Origin of the sequence: Aeromonas sp. NJAU223, from assembly GCF_051125555.1 — a bacterium.
In the GTDB taxonomy this organism is placed as follows: Bacteria; Pseudomonadota; Gammaproteobacteria; order Enterobacterales; family Aeromonadaceae; genus Aeromonas; species Aeromonas veronii_G.
This window is the reverse complement of sequence record NZ_CP144204.1, coordinates 558,196-575,276: the sequence shown is the minus strand read 5'-3', so window position 1 is coordinate 575,276 and position 17,081 is coordinate 558,196. Positions and strand designations below refer to the sequence as shown.

The 17,081-nt window shown below is 61.8% G+C and carries 16 protein-coding genes; 9 read left to right on the top strand and 7 right to left on the bottom strand.

The features are described from left to right. Window positions 1-200 precede the first annotated feature (200 nt). From VZC39_RS02775 to mltC, 5 genes are all read left to right on the top strand, one after another. The gene (locus tag VZC39_RS02775) at window positions 201-1,820 is read left to right on the top strand and encodes an ExeA family protein (protein WP_349920904.1); all 1,620 of its coding nucleotides are present in this window, start codon (window positions 201-203) and stop codon (window positions 1,818-1,820) included. Continuing rightward, on the top strand, window positions 1,820-2,506 hold the full coding sequence (exeB, locus tag VZC39_RS02770) for a GspB family T2SS assembly factor variant ExeB (RefSeq protein WP_349920903.1): 687 nt from the start codon (window positions 1,820-1,822) through the stop codon (window positions 2,504-2,506). Before VZC39_RS02775 ends, exeB begins: the two co-directional genes overlap by 1 nt. Window positions 2,507-2,577: 71 nt before the next feature. Continuing rightward, window positions 2,578-3,639, top strand: coding sequence for an A/G-specific adenine glycosylase (gene mutY, locus VZC39_RS02765; RefSeq protein ID WP_434665481.1), 1,062 nt, complete (start codon window positions 2,578-2,580; stop codon window positions 3,637-3,639). Window positions 3,640-3,660: 21 nt separating this feature from the next. Continuing rightward, complete coding sequence (locus VZC39_RS02760) at window positions 3,661-3,933, top strand: oxidative damage protection protein (RefSeq protein WP_139433930.1); 273 nt, start codon at window positions 3,661-3,663, stop codon at window positions 3,931-3,933. Window positions 3,934-4,047: 114 nt separating this feature from the next. Continuing rightward, complete coding sequence (gene mltC, locus VZC39_RS02755) at window positions 4,048-5,148, top strand: membrane-bound lytic murein transglycosylase MltC (RefSeq protein WP_349920901.1); 1,101 nt, start codon at window positions 4,048-4,050, stop codon at window positions 5,146-5,148. A gap of 63 nt (window positions 5,149-5,211) precedes the next feature. Here the strand turns inward: mltC and VZC39_RS02750 are convergent, their stop codons facing one another. Further along, a complete protein-coding gene (locus VZC39_RS02750) occupies window positions 5,212-5,592 on the bottom strand; it encodes a YgiW/YdeI family stress tolerance OB fold protein (protein WP_349920900.1) in 381 nt (126 codons plus the stop codon). A gap of 232 nt (window positions 5,593-5,824) precedes the next feature. On the opposite strand from VZC39_RS02750, the gene VZC39_RS02745 reads away from it, so the two are divergent. Beyond that, window positions 5,825-6,832 carry an SGNH/GDSL hydrolase family protein gene (locus tag VZC39_RS02745; protein ID WP_434665477.1) on the top strand — a complete coding sequence of 336 codons (1,008 nt, stop codon included), beginning with the start codon at window positions 5,825-5,827 and terminating at the stop codon, window positions 6,830-6,832. Between the two features lie 284 nt (window positions 6,833-7,116). After that, window positions 7,117-8,148 carry a porin OmpA gene (gene ompA / locus VZC39_RS02740; protein ID WP_349920898.1) on the top strand — a complete coding sequence of 344 codons (1,032 nt, stop codon included), beginning with the start codon at window positions 7,117-7,119 and terminating at the stop codon, window positions 8,146-8,148. A gap of 63 nt (window positions 8,149-8,211) precedes the next feature. Here the strand turns inward: ompA and VZC39_RS02735 are convergent, their stop codons facing one another. The 3 genes from VZC39_RS02735 to VZC39_RS02725 are packed head-to-tail and all read right to left on the bottom strand — an operon-like array spanning window position 8,212 to window position 11,664. After that, the gene (locus VZC39_RS02735; RefSeq protein ID WP_349920897.1) at window positions 8,212-8,781 is read right to left on the bottom strand and encodes a PqiC family protein; all 570 of its coding nucleotides are present in this window, start codon (window positions 8,779-8,781) and stop codon (window positions 8,212-8,214) included. Further along, window positions 8,781-10,427 carry an intermembrane transport protein PqiB gene (gene pqiB / locus VZC39_RS02730; RefSeq protein ID WP_434665473.1) on the bottom strand — a complete coding sequence of 549 codons (1,647 nt, stop codon included), beginning with the start codon at window positions 10,425-10,427 and terminating at the stop codon, window positions 8,781-8,783. Before pqiB ends, VZC39_RS02735 begins: the two co-directional genes overlap by 1 nt. Continuing rightward, window positions 10,420-11,664 (bottom strand): PqiA/YebS family transporter subunit, encoded by a 1,245-nt coding sequence (locus VZC39_RS02725; RefSeq protein WP_434665471.1) that lies wholly within the window; start codon window positions 11,662-11,664, stop codon window positions 10,420-10,422. The genes pqiB and VZC39_RS02725 overlap by 8 nt, the downstream gene beginning before the upstream one ends. A gap of 202 nt (window positions 11,665-11,866) precedes the next feature. Between VZC39_RS02725 and hfq the strand changes: the two genes are divergently transcribed. Continuing rightward, window positions 11,867-12,226 (top strand): RNA chaperone Hfq, encoded by a 360-nt coding sequence (gene hfq, locus VZC39_RS02720; RefSeq protein ID WP_434665469.1) that lies wholly within the window; start codon window positions 11,867-11,869, stop codon window positions 12,224-12,226. A gap of 135 nt (window positions 12,227-12,361) precedes the next feature. Here hfq and VZC39_RS02715 read toward each other — a convergent pair whose 3' ends face one another. From VZC39_RS02715 to dapA, 3 genes are all read right to left on the bottom strand, one after another. Then, entirely contained in the window at window positions 12,362-12,952 is a 591-nt protein-coding gene (locus VZC39_RS02715) for an HAD family hydrolase (RefSeq protein WP_434665467.1), read from the bottom strand. 143 nt (window positions 12,953-13,095) lie between these two features. Next, the gene (locus tag VZC39_RS02710; protein WP_434665465.1) at window positions 13,096-14,760 is read right to left on the bottom strand and encodes a GGDEF domain-containing protein; all 1,665 of its coding nucleotides are present in this window, start codon (window positions 14,758-14,760) and stop codon (window positions 13,096-13,098) included. A 94-nt stretch (window positions 14,761-14,854) separates the two neighbouring features. Further along, window positions 14,855-15,727, bottom strand: coding sequence for a 4-hydroxy-tetrahydrodipicolinate synthase (gene dapA, locus VZC39_RS02705; protein WP_349920891.1), 873 nt, complete (start codon window positions 15,725-15,727; stop codon window positions 14,855-14,857). Window positions 15,728-16,002: 275 nt separating this feature from the next. Here dapA and rsmC point away from each other — a divergent pair, with 275 nt between their 5' ends. Then, window positions 16,003-17,031, top strand: a complete 1,029-nt coding sequence (rsmC, locus tag VZC39_RS02700) for a 16S rRNA (guanine(1207)-N(2))-methyltransferase RsmC (protein ID WP_434665463.1) — start codon at window positions 16,003-16,005, stop codon at window positions 17,029-17,031. The last annotated feature ends 50 nt before the right edge of the window (window positions 17,032-17,081 follow it).

The window sequence follows — 17,081 nt, the reverse complement described above, 5'->3', positions numbered from 1 at the left end:
CTGCCTCGATGATACCGCTTTTGCGGCGGGGAGACGACGTCCCCGATTCCGGCATCTCCGTCAGCGGGTGTGATAATTCGACCCCGATCAACCTCGCCATTTGAGCCACTGGGTAGGATGACCCTCTTATGGTATCCGGGTCTTTGACATCCCCGGGGGGAGGCTTTAACCTGCCGCCCATAACAATGGAATGGATCCTTATGTACACACAGTTCTTCGGTCTGTCGGAGCCCCCGTTCTCCATCTCGCCCAACCCCAAATATCTCTATATGAGCGAACGCCATGGGGAGGCCCTGGCCCACCTCAACTACGGGTTGCAGGATGGGGGGGGCTTCGTGCTGCTCACCGGAGAAGTGGGAACGGGCAAGACCACGGTCTCCCGCTGCCTGTTGCAGCAGTTGCCAGTCGACACCGAGATTGCCTACATCCTCAATCCCTCCCTGACCGAGCGGGATCTGCTGGCGGCCATCTGCGATGAGTTCCAGCTGTCCTATGAGAAAGACGCGGGTCTCAAGCCGTTGTTCGACCTCATCCGCGATCACCTGCTGGCCAACCTGGCGGCAGGCAAACGCACTGTAGTGTTGGTGGATGAGGCGCAGCATCTGCTGCCCGGCGTGCTGGAACAACTACGTCTGCTCACCAATCTCGAAACCGACGAGAAGAAACTGCTGCAGGTCGTGCTCATCGGCCAGCCCGAGCTGCAACAAATGTTGCGCCAGCCCCTGCTGCGTCAGCTGGCCCAGCGCATCACCGCCCGCTACCACCTGCTGCCGCTGTCGCGCCAGGATGTGGATGCCTATGTGCGCTTCCGCCTGCAGGTGGCCGGCTGCATCCAGCCCATCTTCACTCCCAGGGCCATCCAGACCCTGCATCGCCTCTCCGGCGGCATCCCGCGCCTCATCAACCTCATCTGCGATCGTGCCCTCATCGCCGCCTTCGCCCGTGGCAGCCACAAGATAGTCCATGGCGACATCAGCCAGGCGGCCTTCGAGGTGAGCGGCATTCGTGATGAGGGAAGCTGGCAGTCCGGCCTGACCGTGGCGCTGGTCGGCGCCCTGCTGGTCGCGACCGGCTGGTGGGGTTGGCAGTTCATCGGCATCTTCCCCACCCGTCCCGTGGTCAAGGTGGAGATCCCGGTCAAGGTGGACGACACGCCGGAGCAGCAGGAGCAATTGACCCGGGCCATCAATCAGGCGATCGAGCCCGATGTGGCCATGCAGAATCTCTACAAGGTTTGGGGCTACCAGGCCGAGCTGGAGGAGGCGACCTGTGACAACGCCCCCCGCGCCGGTCTGCGCTGCCAGGAGGGGGATGCCACCCTGGCGGAGCTGCAAGCCTTGCAACACCCCGCCCTCATCAGCCTGACCGATGCGACCGGCGGTCTCTACTACGCCACCCTGGTGAATCTGGGGCCGGACAAGGCCTCCCTGCTCATCGGCAACCAGAGCTGGCAGGTAGACCGCCAGTGGCTCGCCGATGCCTGGGGAGGGAGTTACACCCTGCTGTGGCGCATGCCCAAAGGCGGCGTGTCGCTCATCGGCAGCAACGCCGGCCCAACCCAGGTGCAATGGCTGGACAATGCCCTCAGCCGCGCCATGCAACAGCCGGATCGCAAGGTGAGCCGCTTCGATGCCGAGCTCAAGAACAAGTTGCAGCAGTTCCAGCGCGAGCAGGGGCTGACCCCGGACGGGATTGCCGGCAGCAACACCCTGCTGCGCCTGAACGTGCAGGCGGGTGAACCCATGCCCAAGCTGGAGGACGATACCTTGCGCGCCGATGTCCCGGTGAAACTGGATGAAATGATGGAGGAGGCCTCCTGATGTCGACCCTGCTCAAAGCCCTGCGCCGGGCCGATCAACCCCAATTCACCCCGCACATGCCGCTCATGGGGCTGCCCGTGAGCCAGGATGAAGAGCCCAACCGCCGCTGGATCTGGTGGCTGCTGGCGCCGCTCGCCCTCGTCATGGGGGCGGGCGCCAACTATGGCTGGCACCTCTATCACCTCAAGCCCATCGAGCAGCAGATCGAAGTGAAAGAGGTGGTGACGCCGCCCTTCGTGCGGGTCGAGCCCAAGCCGATGATCACCCGCCCCCTGCCGCCCCCGCTGCCGGAACCCGTGGTGCAACCCAAGGCGGCCCCGGCACCCAAGGCAACGGCCAGCGCCACCAACAATGGCCAGAGTCTGGCGGAGCGCATCATGATGGCCCTCAACAACACTCCGCTGGTGGAAGAGTCGACGCCCCAGATTGAGCGTTCGGCCGGGGCCATTCCCCTCGGTGCCCTGCCCGCGGCCATCAAGCAGCAGGTACCACCGCTGACCTATGGTGCCCACAACTACTCCTCCGATCCGGCCAAGCGGGCCGTGGTGCTCAACGGGCGAGAGCTGCATGAAGGGAGCGAGATTGCCCCCGGAGTCACCCTGATCGCCATCGCCCAGGATGATATAGTGCTGCAGGTCGGCGGCCAGCATGCCAGCCTCAAGGCGCTGCAGGACTGGCGCGGATAACCCCGCCATATCGACAGACCACAAGAGGGAGCCCGAGAGCTCCCCTTTTTAATCAATAAGATGAGCATATCGTGAGCAACCCAGACAACGCCTCCTTCGCCACCCGGATCCTGGACTGGTACCAGATCCATGGCCGCAAGACCCTCCCCTGGCAGCAGGACAAGACCCCCTACCGGGTCTGGATCTCCGAGATCATGCTGCAACAGACCCAGGTCGCGACGGTCATTCCGTATTATCAGCGCTTTATGGAACGCTTCCCCGATGTGCTGGCCCTGGCCGATGCCCCCATCGACGAGGTGCTGCACCACTGGACCGGACTCGGCTACTACGCCCGCGCCCGCAACCTGCACAAGGCGGCCCAGACTATCCGCGATCTGCACGATAGCCTGTTCCCGGAACGGCTGGAGGAGGTCATGGCCCTGCCAGGGATAGGCCGCTCCACCGCAGGCGCCGTGCTCTCCCTGTCGCTCGGTCAGCCCCACGCCATTCTGGACGGCAACGTGAAGCGGGTACTCACCCGCTGGCTGGCGCTGCCGGGCTGGCCCGGGCAGAAGACGGTGGAGAACACCCTCTGGGATCTGGCGACTCGCCTCACCCCCAGGCTCGGCGTCGCCCAGTACAACCAGGCCATGATGGACATGGGGGCCACCGTCTGTACCCGCAGCAAGCCCGCCTGCGGGCGCTGTCCGGTCCAGAACGATTGCCAGGGGCTGTCGCAAGGCAACCCCACCGCCTACCCCAACAGTAAACCCAAGCAGAGCATCCCCGCCCGCACCGGCATCATGCTGATCATCCGCAGCGGCGATCAGCTGTTGCTGGAGAAGCGCCCTCCCCAGGGGATCTGGGGCGGGCTCTACTGCTTCCCGCAGGTGGAGGCACAGTCCGAGGTGGAGGCACGTTTGCAGACACTGGGACTGCAGGGCGCCGGCTACCGGGAACTGACTGGTTTTCGTCACACCTTCAGTCACTTCCACCTGGATATCCAACCTCTGCTGATCGAACTGACTACCCCGCCGCCCCCGCTGCTCATGGAAGCGGATTCCCGACTCTGGTATAACTTACGCCATCCTGCCGAGGTGGGGTTGGCGGCCGCTACGGCCCGCCTGCTCGCCTACCCGGACTTACAATCCTGAGTTGCAACCACAGAGGTCTACATGAGCCGTACCGTATTCTGCCAGCGTCTGAAGAAAGAGGCGCCGGGTCTCGATTTCCAACTCTACCCCGGCGAGCTCGGCAAGCGGATCTTCGACAACATCAGCAAGGAAGCCTGGACCGAATGGCAGAAAAAGCAGGTGATGCTGATCAACGAGAAAAAGCTGAACATGATGAACCTCGAGCATCGTCAGCTGCTGGAAAAAGAGATGGTGAGCTACCTGTTCGAAGCGGGTGAAGTGGCCATCGACGGCTACACCCCTCCCAGCCAGTAACAATTAGCCCTGGGCAGGGGTTCGCCTTCCAGCATCGGGCCGTCGACGGCCACTTCCCTCCTTGCTCAGGGTTCATGAATGACGGGTGGCCCGGCCACCTTGCTTGAGGATTTTATGGGTCGACTTTTTTGGCTGCTGTGCGCCGTGCTGTTTCTCTCTGCCTGCTCCTCTTCCCCCGCCCCCCGCGAAGATGACGAGGATCTGGTCAACGGCAAGGACATACGTGGCTTCGAACACATGATCAGCGCCCTCTCTCACAACGTGAACGAGATCTGGGGGCGAGAAGCCTTGTTTGCGGGCAAGTTTGACTACGTCAAATACACGGATCAGTACAAGAGCCGGGCCCACATCGACTTCTCCAGCGGCCACATCATGGTGGAAACCGTCTCCGGACTGGATCCCCGTGCCCACCTGCGCCGCGCCATCATCGAAACCCTGATGACACCGGACGATCCGGCGGAAGTGGATCTTTACTCCGACCGGGAGATCATGCCCGGCGGCGAGCCCTTCCTCTACGGTCAGGTGCTGGACAACCAGGGCCAGCCGATCCGCTCCAGCTGGCGCGCAGAGCGCTATGCGGACTACCTGCTCAACACCGCCATGAAGAAGCGTACCCTCGGCATTCGCAACATCTTCTTCATCGACATCCCCATGGTGGCGAACCATGAGGACAAGCGCGGCTACAAGTACGCCAGCATCATCCGCGACGCCTCCCGCAAGTACGGGGTCGCCGAGAGCCTGATCTACGCGGTGATCAAGACCGAGAGCAGCTTCAACCCCTATGCGGTCAGCCACGCCAATGCCTACGGCCTGATGCAGGTGATCCCGGCCACGGCGGGGCGCGACGTCTATGTGCGGGTCAAGGGCAAGAACGGCCAGCCGACCCGGGAGGACTTGTTCAATCCGGCCTACAACATCGACGTGGGCACCGCCTATCTGCACCTGCTGCAGACCGTCTATCTGGCGGATATCCAGGATCCCCAGTCGAGGCGCTATGCGGTGATCTCCGCCTACAACGGCGGGGCCGGCGGGGTGCTCAACACCTTCTCCAGCGACCGCAAGGCGGCCCCCGGCATGATAAACCGGCTCTCCCCCGAGGCCGTCTATCAGGTGCTGACAGAGCAGCATCCCAAGGCGGAAGCACGTCGCTACCTCTACAAGGTCAATCAGGCCGAGAAGGGGTTCAAGCGCAGCGTGCCCAGCCGGGCCGGCTGACAACCACCCAAAACAGGAAGGGCGCTCATGGAGCGCCCTTCTCATTGAAGCGGCTTCCGCCGCTTACTTGGTGATGAAGCCACCCTTGCTCGGGGCTGCAGCGCCTACTTTTTCCAGGCGTTCCACCTCGACCTCGGTCTTGTCCCAGCTATGATCCACTTCGCCACGGATGCGGATCAGATCGTTCGGGCCCACTTCGATGCCACGCCACACATCCCCATCCACTTCCACCTCAACCTCGCCACTGGCGTCGCGGAACATGTAGTTCTCGCCACCCAGGTGCTTGGTCAGCTTGCCTTCCAGGGTCACCCAGCTATCGTCACGCTGATCCTTCAACTGGGCAACGGTGATGACATTCTGCTCCTGTGGGCCTGTGTAAGCCGCCATGGCGAAAGAGGATACGGACATCAGGGCCACCAGGCCGATTACGCTTGCTTTGTTCATCTCATGCTCCTGTCGTTGCGGTATGAGGCTATCTTGCCCCCCTGACCGTGAAACAAACGTGAAGCTTCCCCCATGTGGGGGAGCCGAGTGTGACCGAAATCGATTTAATTATACCCCATGGATGCGAAATTAAATTCGGCCAAATACCCTGCGGTGTGGCAAACGGGTCCCCAGCCCGGTGCCATCGAGGAAAAGCCCGCAGGCAAAGCCTGCATCCAATGAGAAAGACGACATGAAAAAATGGTTTCTGTGTTTATTGGGACTCTGCGCACTGACGGCCCAGGCCGCCGAGCCGCGTCCCGCCTTCTCCCGCATCGTCATGTTCGGTGACAGCCTCTCCGACACCGGCAAGATGTACGGCAAGATGCGCGGTTATCTCCCCTCCAGCCCTCCTTATTATCAGGGCCGTTTCTCCAACGGTCCGGTCTGGCTGGAGCAGCTGACCCAGCAGTTCCCGGGGCTGACGATCGCCAACGAGGCCGAAGGGGGCGCCACCGCGGTGGCCTACAACAAGATCTCCTGGAACCCCAAGTATCAGGTCATCAACAACCTGGACTACGAGATCACCCAGTTCCTGGAGAAAGACAGCTTCAAGCCTGACGATCTGGTGATCCTCTGGGTCGGCGCCAACGATTATCTGGCCTATGGCTGGAACACCGAGCAGGATGCCAAGCGGGTGCGGGATGTCATCAGCGACTCGGCGAATCGCATGGTGCTCAACGGCGCCAAGCAGATACTGCTGTTCAACCTGCCGGATCTCGGTCAGAACCCCTCGGCACGCAGCCAGAATGTAGTGAAAGCCGCCAGCCATGTCTCGGCCTACCATAACGAGCTACTGTTGAATCTGGCACGCCAGCTGGCGCCCACCGGCCTGGTGAAGCTGTTCGAGATAGACAAGCAGTTCGCCGAGATGCTGCGTGAGCCGCAGAACTTCGGTCTGAGCGACACCGAACATGCCTGCTACGGCGGCGGTTATGTGTGGAAACCATTCGCCTCTCGCAGCGCGGCCAGCAACAACCAGCTCGCGGCTTTCAGCGAGCCAGAGCGCCTCGCCATCGCCGGCAACCCCTTGCTGGCGCAGGCCGTCGCCTCCCCCATGGCACGCCGCAGCGCAAGCGAGCTCAACTGCGAGGGCAAGATGTTCTGGGATCAGGTGCATCCCACCACGGCCGTGCATGCGGCCCTGAGCGAGCGGGCTGGCGCCTTCATCGAGCAGCAGTACGAGTTCATCCCCCAGTGAGGGTGCCAAGGCCGACAGCATGTCGGCCTTTTTTGTGTCTGCCCGCTTGAACGGCCTCAAAGTAACTCATATGACCCCCGTCACAAATCGGAGTCATACTGGCCCTCTTTCCGAATAACTCCCCTATGATGGGCATAGTTATCACAATATGTTTTATATCAGTTGCTTGAGGTTCAAAAAAAACGGGCTACGTTTAAACATGTTGTGGCCGGCCACTGGCCCAACCCATACGGCGAGGCGATACGGATCCAGCCTCCCGACAAACAAAATTGCAGAGGCTTCACATGAAAAAAACACTGATTACCTTGCTGGTTTCAGGCTTGCTTGCGGCCAACGCTCAGGCAGCCGGACAAGACAATACCTGGTATGGCGGTGCCAAATTGGGTTGGTCCAACTTCTACAACTTCGACGAAAGCAACACCATCACCACCACGGACAAGGATGACGACGAAGTCGGCGCCGGTGCCTTCGTGGGTTACCAGATCAACCGGAATCTGGGTGTCGAGCTGGGTTACGACTATCTGGGCAAATACAAATACAGCGGAACCCGCAACGGCGCGGCCTTCAACGATGCCGTAGAGGCCCAGATGGCACAGCTCTCTCTAAAACTCGGCTTCCCGGTCACCGAGAGCCTGGATCTCTATGGCCGCGTCGGTGGTGGCTATGGCTGGAGCAGCAGCGACGAGCTGGACAATGACAGCCGTGGCATCTTCGTCGGCGCCCTCGGGGCCGAATATGCCCTCAACCTGGACTGGGCCGCCCGCCTCGAATACCAGTACAGCACCCCCTATGGCAGCCGAGATGACACCGGCCTGCGCATGGACAACGGCCTGCTCTCCGTGGCCGCTGTCTATCGCTTCGGTCAGGTTGCACCGGCCCTGCCGGTCGCCGCCCCGGCCCCGGCACCCGAGCCGGTCGTGGTGGACAAGCAGTTCACCCTGAGTTCGGATGTGCTGTTTGACTTCAACAAGGCCACCCTCAAGCCGGAAGCCGGCCAGGCGCTGGACACCCTCTACAACCAGATTGAGGAAGCCAGACCCAAAGATGGTTCTGCCACCGTCATCGGTTACACCGACCGCATCGGTTCCGATGCCTACAACCAGAAGCTCTCCGAGCAGCGGGCGCAGACCGTGGCCAACTACCTGATCGGCAAGGGCCTGCCTGCTGGCAAGGTGAACGTGGAAGGTCATGGCAAGAACTCCCCGGTCACCGGCGACAGCTGCACCAGCAAGTCCAAGCGTGAGCTGATCGTCTGCCTGGCCCCGGATCGCCGGGTCGAGGTCAAGGTGCAAGGGGTCTCCGAGGTCCAGCAGTAACCTCGTCCGTTTCTGCCAGAAAACAAAACGGGAGGCCTTGGCCTCCCGTTTTTCATGCCGGTCTCAACCGGCTTTGCGCACCTCTGTCGCGATCTGGTCCAGCAACTGCTGCCAACCCTGTCCCAGCTCGTCGACCAGGGTGCCATAACCATCGGCTGGCAGTACCCGCACCTGCTGGAAGGGCACGTCCCGCAGCACCACACCGTCCTCCGTCAACAGGCGCCAGCGGCCACTCAGCAAGGCGCGGCCGTCGTGACGCCCCTGGAAGCGCTCTACCGAGATGCTCAGCACCGGGCCCTTGCGGGCCCCGTCCTGACGTACCACCCAGCCAGGCAACCGGCTGGAGAGGCCGCTCAGGGCCAACTGGTTCAGCTGGGCATCCAGCGAGCCCGCCCAGCGGTGGTATTCGGCAAAGTGCAGCTCGTTGCCCTCCAACTGATAGACCAGGCTCACGCGATCCAGCTGCCCCGCCAGAGCGACAGGGCGCAGCACCAGCTGATGCTGGGGTTTAGTCGCCATCAGCGGCGCTGGCTGGCTGCCCGTATCGAGCGAGTAGTAGTGCAAGCTGGCAGGGGCCGAACTGCAACCCGCCAACAGGCCCAGCAAGGCCAGGGTCATCATCCTTTTTTTCATCATTTTCCTCGCTTGGGCTCAGGATCCTGGGGACGAGAGCGATCGAAGATCAGTGAACTCGGTTGCTCGTTCAGGGAATGTACCAGGGGCTGCAATTCGCCCATCAGCTGGTTGAGAGATTGCACCGACTGACGCAACTCCTGATTGGTCTGGGAGCTGGCATCATAGGTTTGCAGCGTCTCCTGCAACTGCTTGAGGCTCTCATTGAGCGAAGCCGGCAACTGCTGGGTCGAGTCCTGACCGGTAAACTGCTCCAGATTGGCACTCACGGCACTGACATGCTTGAGGGTCTTGTCCAGAGTCGCCAGGGTGCTGTTGACCTGTGTGAGCGTGGTGGTCATGTCCATGTCGACGAACTTGTCGAGGATGAGGTTCACCTTGCGCTCTATCTGATCCAGCCCGGCCTGCACGGTTGGGAACACCTGATAACCCGCCACCTTGACCGACTTGTAGGCCGGCACATCCGGGTAGAAGTTGAGATCCACCACCTTGCCACCGGTCAGCAGGTTCGAGGTCTTGAGGGATGCCCGCAAGCCTTCCTTGAACTGCTTGCTGAACAGGGCGCGCCACTGTTCCTTCTCCGCATTGGCATAGCGATGGGAAAGCCGCTGCACCTCGATGCGGGCCAGCACCGGGATCTCGCGATTCTTGAACAGCTGCACGCCCTTGTCATCGATAAGATAGGGGGCCGAGATCACGGTGCCGACCCGGATGCCGCGATATTGCACCGCCGCACCGGGATGCAGGCCGCCCACGTTGTCCTCGAACAGGAAGACGTAATCGATGAACTGATCCAGGCTACCGGCCAGCACGCTCGCCTCGTCTTGGAACAGCACGAACTCGTCATGCTGTTTGGCCGGTTCACCGGGGTACCAGCCAGGCGGCAGCCCCATGGTGATGCCGCCATCGAGCAACGTCTCCAGCGAGTCCATCTTGACCTTCATGCCCTCACTGCTCATGGAGACCTCGAAGCCCGGGGTCAACCAGAAGCGGGAGTTGCTGCTCACCAGAGTGTCATAAGGAGCATTGATGAAAAGCTGATACTCCATCTCGCTCTTCTCTGGCAGGAACTTGGCCTCTTCCACCTGACCTATGGTGAAGCCCTGGTAGTTGATGGGCGATCCCACCCCCAGGGCACGCGCATCGCGGCTGCTGAGGGAGAGCCGCAGCCCCTTGGCATCCAGCGAGGCCAGAGGCGGCCTGTCCAGCATGGCGTAGGTATTGAGTGCCTTGCCCTTCTTGCCGGGGGAGAGCTCGATATAGGCGCCGGAGAGCAGAGTGCCGAGGCCGGAGACCCCTTCCCGTCCAACCCTGGGCTTGACCACCCAGAACTGGCTGTCTTTCTTGAGCATGCCAGCGGCGGCATTGCTCAGCCGTCCCTTGAGCACGGCGTGACTGTAGTCATCGCTCAGCTCCACCGCTTCGATGCGGCCCACCTCCACCTCGCGGGAGCGGATCACCGTCTTGCCCGCGACTATGCCCTCGGCCGTGGCCACGGTCAGGGTGAAGCTGGGGCCTTGCGAATACCAATGCTGGAACAGCATCCAGGCACCGATGAACAGCGCCAGCAGCGGTACCATCCAGATAGCGGCGGCCGAGCTCAGAAAGTCCGAGCCGGGTTTCCACCTTGTCTTACGCTCACTCACGTTCGCGCTCTCCTTGTTGTAAATCCCAGATCAGACGGGAATCGAAACTCATGGCGGCCACCATGGTGATCAGCACAACGCCAGCAAAGGCGACAGCGGCGGGGCCAGGATAGATGGACATCAGATTATCGAGCCGGATGAGACCGGCCAGGATGGCCACCACGAAGACGTCGATCATCGACCAGCGTCCCACAAATTCGGTCATGCGATAGAGCTTGAGCTTGCGCAGGGGCGAGGCGCCCTGACCCCGCTGCACAACGAAACAGAGCCACAACAGCGCCAGGATCTTCACCAGGGGGATGACCACGCTGGCGAAGAAGATGACGGCGGCGATGGGATAGGAACCCAGCGCCCACAGCAGCAGCACCCCGCCCAGTATGGTCGAGGGGCTGTCGTCCCCCAGAAACACCGTGTCCATGATGGGATAGACGTTGGCGGGAATGTAGAGGATCACCGAGGTGATCAGCAGCGCCCAGGTCCGGTTCAGACCACCGGGCTTGCGCGCATGGAGGTGATCGCCGCAGCGCGGGCAGCGGTCGGTGCCGGCCTCGCTCAGGGCGCCGCAGATGTGGCAGCCAACCAGCCCGGATGCCATGGCGCTCGCCTCGGGATCCAGCTCCCTCGACTCGGTCTGGCCAAACAGCCGTTGCCACAGCCACATCCTGTCCAGCGATGACATCATCTTGATGAGCAGCAGCGTATAGCCGACGAAGGCCCAGAACGACAGCCCCATCTTGATGTCCGCCATGCCCATCAGCTTGACCAGGGAGATGAGCACCCCGATCAGGAAGACATCCACCATCAGCCAGGGCCGGATCCGGCACAGCAAACGGCCGAGGGATCGCAGTGCACGGCTGTGCATATCCTTGTCGATCCGCCACAGCACCAGCATGATGGAGCCTACATAGACCAGCGGCAGGCCGATCAGGGTCAGGCTCAACACGGCGCCGAGGAACAGATAGCCTTGCTCCACCAGGGTGGTGATGCACTGCAGGAAGGTCATCTCCTGCCCCAACCCGTTGGATGAGAACGACATGAAGGTGAAGGTGTTGGAGAGCACGAACATGATGAGGGCGGCAAAACCATAGGCCAGCGGCCTGCGCTCCTGCTCGGGCAGGTGTCGGCTCAGGGTGTGACCGCAACGGGGGCAACTGCTCGTCTCCCCCACCGCGAGGGGGGTGGCCGGGACCAGCAGATCGCACTCTTCACAGGCCGTCGCGTCATGGGTATAAGTCATTGGATTTGAAACCGGATGCAAGATAGGATCCCAGCGGAGGCCTGTCACGGCCAGAGCGGTCAATTATCGCAGCCGCCGCCCTGAACCACCAGCCCTGTTCTTGGGGGCATTAAGCCCTCATCCAGGAAAAGAGAATGGCTTTGACAAGCCTGTAACCATTTAGCACAATCAAACGCCACTTTTCTTCGCGGGACAATAATTTATGACAACTGAATCCCCAAGCTACTCCACGATTGAGCAAGCATTCTCACTTGGAAATGGGCAGGATTCCGCCCTCAACTGGTTGCGCAAGAATCGCAGTCAGGTCGCCATCTTCCTGGTGAGCGGCATCAAGCTGGAGGGGACCATCAGCGGCTTCGACCAGTACAGCGTGCTGTTGACCGATGCCCATGGCAACCAGCAGCTGGTTTACAAGGCCAAGATCTCCACCATCGCCATGCACTCCGGTCGCCCGGCCGTGAGCATCCAGCGAGCCCGCAAGCCCCGCGTCTCCATGGCGCCGCGCCCCCACGGTGCACCGAGTCGCTATGACGACAATCAGGGCGGCAACAGCGAGCAATAAGGCTCGCTCTTTTCCTGCCCCGCGCTTCGCCACGTCATCTCCTGGCGCAAGTGACTGTCCACTCTCATGTTTATCGCCTGTCCCGTATGAGAGTGGACGTTTTACCCAGGGTGGTCAGACCCGCCCCCTCCCGACTCAGTAGCTCAATCCGACCGGCTTTCCTGCCTTGACCATGCACACCTGCATGCCCGCCGCCTGACCGGCCTCAGCACCTATGCCTGTGTCTTCGAATACCAGACATTGACCCGACTCGACCCCGAGGCGACGCGCCACCAGCAGGAAGGTGTCCGGATGGGGTTTGTGCAGCTCGACATCGTCGGCGGTGACCACCACCGGGAAGTAGCGATCCAATCCGGTATTGCGCAGCACGGCCTCGGCATTGACCCGGGGAGACCCTGTCCCAATCCCCATGGGAATGAGGCCATGATAGCGCTCCACCAGTTCCAGCATGGCCGGGAAAGGCGTCGCCTTGTGCAGGTTGGCCACATAGTGCTCCGTCTTGCAGCGGGTCACGATCAGAGGATCCAGCGCAATCTGCTGCTCCTCGGCCACCAGCAGGGCTATCTTGCGGCTCGGCATGCCCCCCAGCTCATAAAACCACTCCCCATCGAAGCGGAAGCCAAATTCCTGTGCGGTATGTTCCCACGCGGCCAGGTGCAGCGGCATGGAGTCCACCAGGGTTCCGTCGAGGTCGAAAACCAGGCCTTTAAATCCGGAGAGGGTCATGATGCGGGATCTGTCATTGAAAAATGGGCCCCCATTCTAGCCAGAGCCAGGGCATCTCGCCATGCGCCCGAGGACGAGAAACGCTTGCGGCCCCATTTATGATGATGGGATCACACTCGTCGAAACCCGTGAGCCAGGCGGGCTCAATGGGGTGCGACGAGAGAGTCCACCCGATAGGCCAGGGTACAGGCCCGCCCTCGGGACTTGGCATGATAGAGCGCCTGATCCGCCTGCTCGGTGAGGGTCTGCCACCCCTTGTCCGATGAGGGAATGAGATAGCTGAAGCCGATGCTGACCGTGAGATGTGCCTCCACCCGGGAGGCGGGATGGGGGATCTGCAGCCTGTCCAGTCCCTGGTGGATCTGCTCCGCCAGCCGCTCCGCCTCTCCCGGCTGCGGCGCACACAGCAGAATGACAAACTCCTCCCCGCCATAGCGGGCCACCAGGTTGGTCCGCCGTCGCTCCGTCTCCTGCAGCAGCGCCGCCACCTGCTGCAAGCATTGGTCCCCCTTGCCGTGGCCGAAGTGATCGTTGTAGGACTTGAACTCGTCCACATCGATCATCAGTACCGCCAATACCCCCTGATGACGGCGGGCCCGCTCCCACTCCCGTTCCATGGTGATGTCCCACTGGCGGCGATTGGCGATCCCGGTCAAGGGATCTTCCAGGGACAATAGGGAGAGGCGCCGATTGGCCTCCTCCAGCGCCCTGTTGGTATCGGCCAACTGCCGGGTGCGCTCCTGCACCCTCTGCTCCAGCTCCCGATTGAAGCGCTCAAGCGCCGACTGGGTACGTTGGCGGATCAGCAACTGGGAGAGCGTGGCGGCATACTGCTTGAAGATCTCGCTCTGATAAGCCTTGAGGGGTCGGCGCCAGAGCAGGTTGTCGGCGGCGATCCAGCCGATGGGAGTAGCCCCATCCCACAGCGAGACCATGGCGTTCCAGCCCCGTCCCACCTCCTGCTGCTCGTAATAGAGGGGGGCATCCTCCAGCACCAGCACATAGTCCTTGCGCCGCAGCGCCTCCTGCACCGTGGGATGCTCCGGGATGGGGGTGACGAAATGGCGCTCGTTGGTAAGCTCCCCCGCCTCATTGGTGCCCCAGGTGCCGTGCATGGTCTTGCGGTCATTGTCGATGAGGAAGATGGCGACCCGATCGAACTGCAACTCCTCCCGGGCGAGCACCACGGCGTCGTGCAGCAGTTGATCCTCGCTGTCGCAGCGAGAGAGCCTGACCCCGACCTCATGCAGGGCCTGCAGCAGATGGAGGAAGGCATCCTGCAGGGCCTGGCTGCGAACGAGGTCCGCCTGCGTGCTGAGGCGCTGATCCCGTTCCCTGTCCACCTGGCTGGCGAGCCTTCTCCCTTCCAGTTCCGCTGCCAGATAGTGCATCAGCAGCTGAATGCTCTGTTTCTTTTGATTTGAAAGGCGATCTATGCGGCGGCGGGTCTCCAGATAGACCACGGCCTCCAGTCCCTGATGGCGTTTGAGGGGGAAGCTGACCCGCAGGCGTGGCGCCTCGGGTTCGACGCTCTCCCAGATCCCATGGGTCGGTGCCACAGGTTCCACCAGCAGTTGGCCAAGCGCCAGGGAGCGTTCGATGAAGGAAACGGGCAGCGGGAGGGTCGACAGGGCGTCGGCAGCCAGGCACAGCAAGCCCGACTCCGGCCGGTAACAGTAGAGCTGGGGCACGGGTGCCCGCAGCCATAGATAGATCTGCTCGGCTTCGGTCTTCTCGCTGACCGCCGCCAGGGTCACTTCACAGAGATGTTCAAAGCTGGTGAAGTGCTCCGGATCCCATTCTTGCATGCCCACTCATCCTTGAAATGTATCCAAGCGAGTATATCGACAAAGTCAGCGGCTAACTGACTTGGCAATCAAAAGCGCGATCCAGAGCCCATTTTTACAGCAGGTCCAGTGCTTGCATGGCGCTGCGAATACGCTCACGGGTCGCCTCGGACAAAGGCATCACCGGCAGCCGGCACTCTTCGCTGCACAACCCCAGCAAGGAGACCGCATATTTGGCACCGGCGGGGCTGGGCTCGGCGAACATGGCCTGATGCAGCGGGATGAGTTTGTCCTGCAACTCGCGAGCCGCCTGCCACTCACCGGCCAGGGCCAGGTTCTGCACCTCGGCCACCAGTTTGGGCGCCACGTTGGCGGTCACCGAGATGCAGCCCTGGCCGCCACCTATGTTGTAGGCGACCGCGGTCGCATCTTCACCGGAGAGCCAGGCGAAGGGCTTCTTGATGAGCTGGCGCTCGGTCCAGGGACGGGCCAGATCGCCGGTGGCGTCCTTCACCCCGGCAATGCGCGGCAATTCGGCCAGCCGGGCCAGGGTCGCCGGCTGCACATCGACGATGGCGCGGGGCGGGATGTTGTAGACGATGATGGGCTTGGTGGTGGCGTCATGCACCGCCTTGAAGTGATGATACAACCCCTCCTGATTCGGGCGGTTGTAGTAACCGGCCACGTGCAGGGTGGCGTCAGCCCCCGCCTGCTCGGCGTGACGGGTGTACTCGATGGCCTCCACCGGGTTGTTGGAGCCGGCACCGGCGATGACGGGCACCCGACCGGCCACCTGCTTGACCACCAGTTCCACCACCCGGCAATGCTCGTCGTGGGTCAGGGTCGGGCTCTCCCCCGTGGTACCGACCGGCACTATGCCATGGGTCCCCTGCGCTATGTGCCACTCCACCAGACGGACCAGCGCGGCTTCATCCAGTTGGCCCTGTTTGAAAGGGGTGATCAGGGCAACTATCGAACCTTGAAACATGGATTTCCTTCTCCTGACTGAATTAATGGGTCAATAAAAAGCCCCGGTACGAGGGTCGCTACCGGGGCTAGAATCGTCTCAGAGATGAGAGGTTACGCGCGCACGTCAGCAGGCCCGGGGATCAGGCTGTGTTTATGCTTTCGTTTCGATACGCGCTGACGCATGGCTCATCTCTGGATATATAAGGTGTCTGGCATATTTCGGGAAGGCGGCATAAATGTCAAGGCGAAAGCAGCCATGTATAATGGCCGCCCAAAATTGCGTGGAGAAAACCAATGAGTCGTCCTGTCAGTGCCGTCAGCCAGATGCTGGAACGTAACCAAGCCCTCTTCGTCGGCAAGCGGCTGCTCGTCTGCGGCGCCCTGGAGGATGACTATCCGCGCCAGCTGGCCGAACTGACTGACTCCCTGGCGGTCTTCACCACCGACTACTGCTACTACCTCAGCCAGCAGGCCGCCCTTGGCGAACGCATTCTGTTCGATCACCAGCTTGGCGGCGCCCCCCGCTTCGATGCCCTGCTGCTGCTGATGCCCAAGGCCAAGGCCGAGGCCCAGTACCTGCTGGCCATGATGGCCCCCTTGCTGGAGACGGGTGCCGATCTGCTGCTGGCGGGAGAAAACAGAGGGGGGATCAACGGGGCCGACAAGCTGCTGGCCGCTTATGGGGAGAAACCGGTCAAGCGGGATTCGGCGCGCCGCTGCTCCCTCTATCACGGGGAGCTCAGCAAGCCGGTCACCTCGTTCAAGCTGGACGCCTGGTTCAGCCGCTATGAATGCCAGGCCGGGGACACCTCGTTGACGGTGATGGCCCTGCCCGGGGTATTCAGCGCAGACGGCCTGGATCTCGGCAGCCAGATGCTGCTGGCGAGTCTCCCCCCCATGACGGGCAAGCTGCTGGACTTTGGCTGCGGAGCCGGCGTCATCGGCGCCACGCTGGCCAAGCGCAATCCCGAGCTGCAGGTGAACCTGGTGGACATCAGCGCCTTGGCACTGGAATCCAGCCGCCGCACCCTGGCTGCCAACGGTCTGCAGGGGAAGGTGCACGCCTCCGATGTCTACTCCGACATTGAGGGGAAATTCCAACATATCGTCTCGAATCCCCCCTTCCATGCGGGCCTCAAGACCTTCTACGCCGCCACCGAAACCTTCCTGGAAAAAGCCCCCGCCTACCTCAGCGCCAACGGCTCGCTGACCATAGTCGCCAACGCCTTCCTGCGATACCTGCCTATACTGGAGGCTCACTTTAAACAGACCGAGATCATCGGCAGCGATGCCAAATTCAAGGTCTACCTGAGCAAACTGTAAATAAATGTAAGTGCTTAATAAAACCTATAGAGAGTGCCAGACGGGATCTG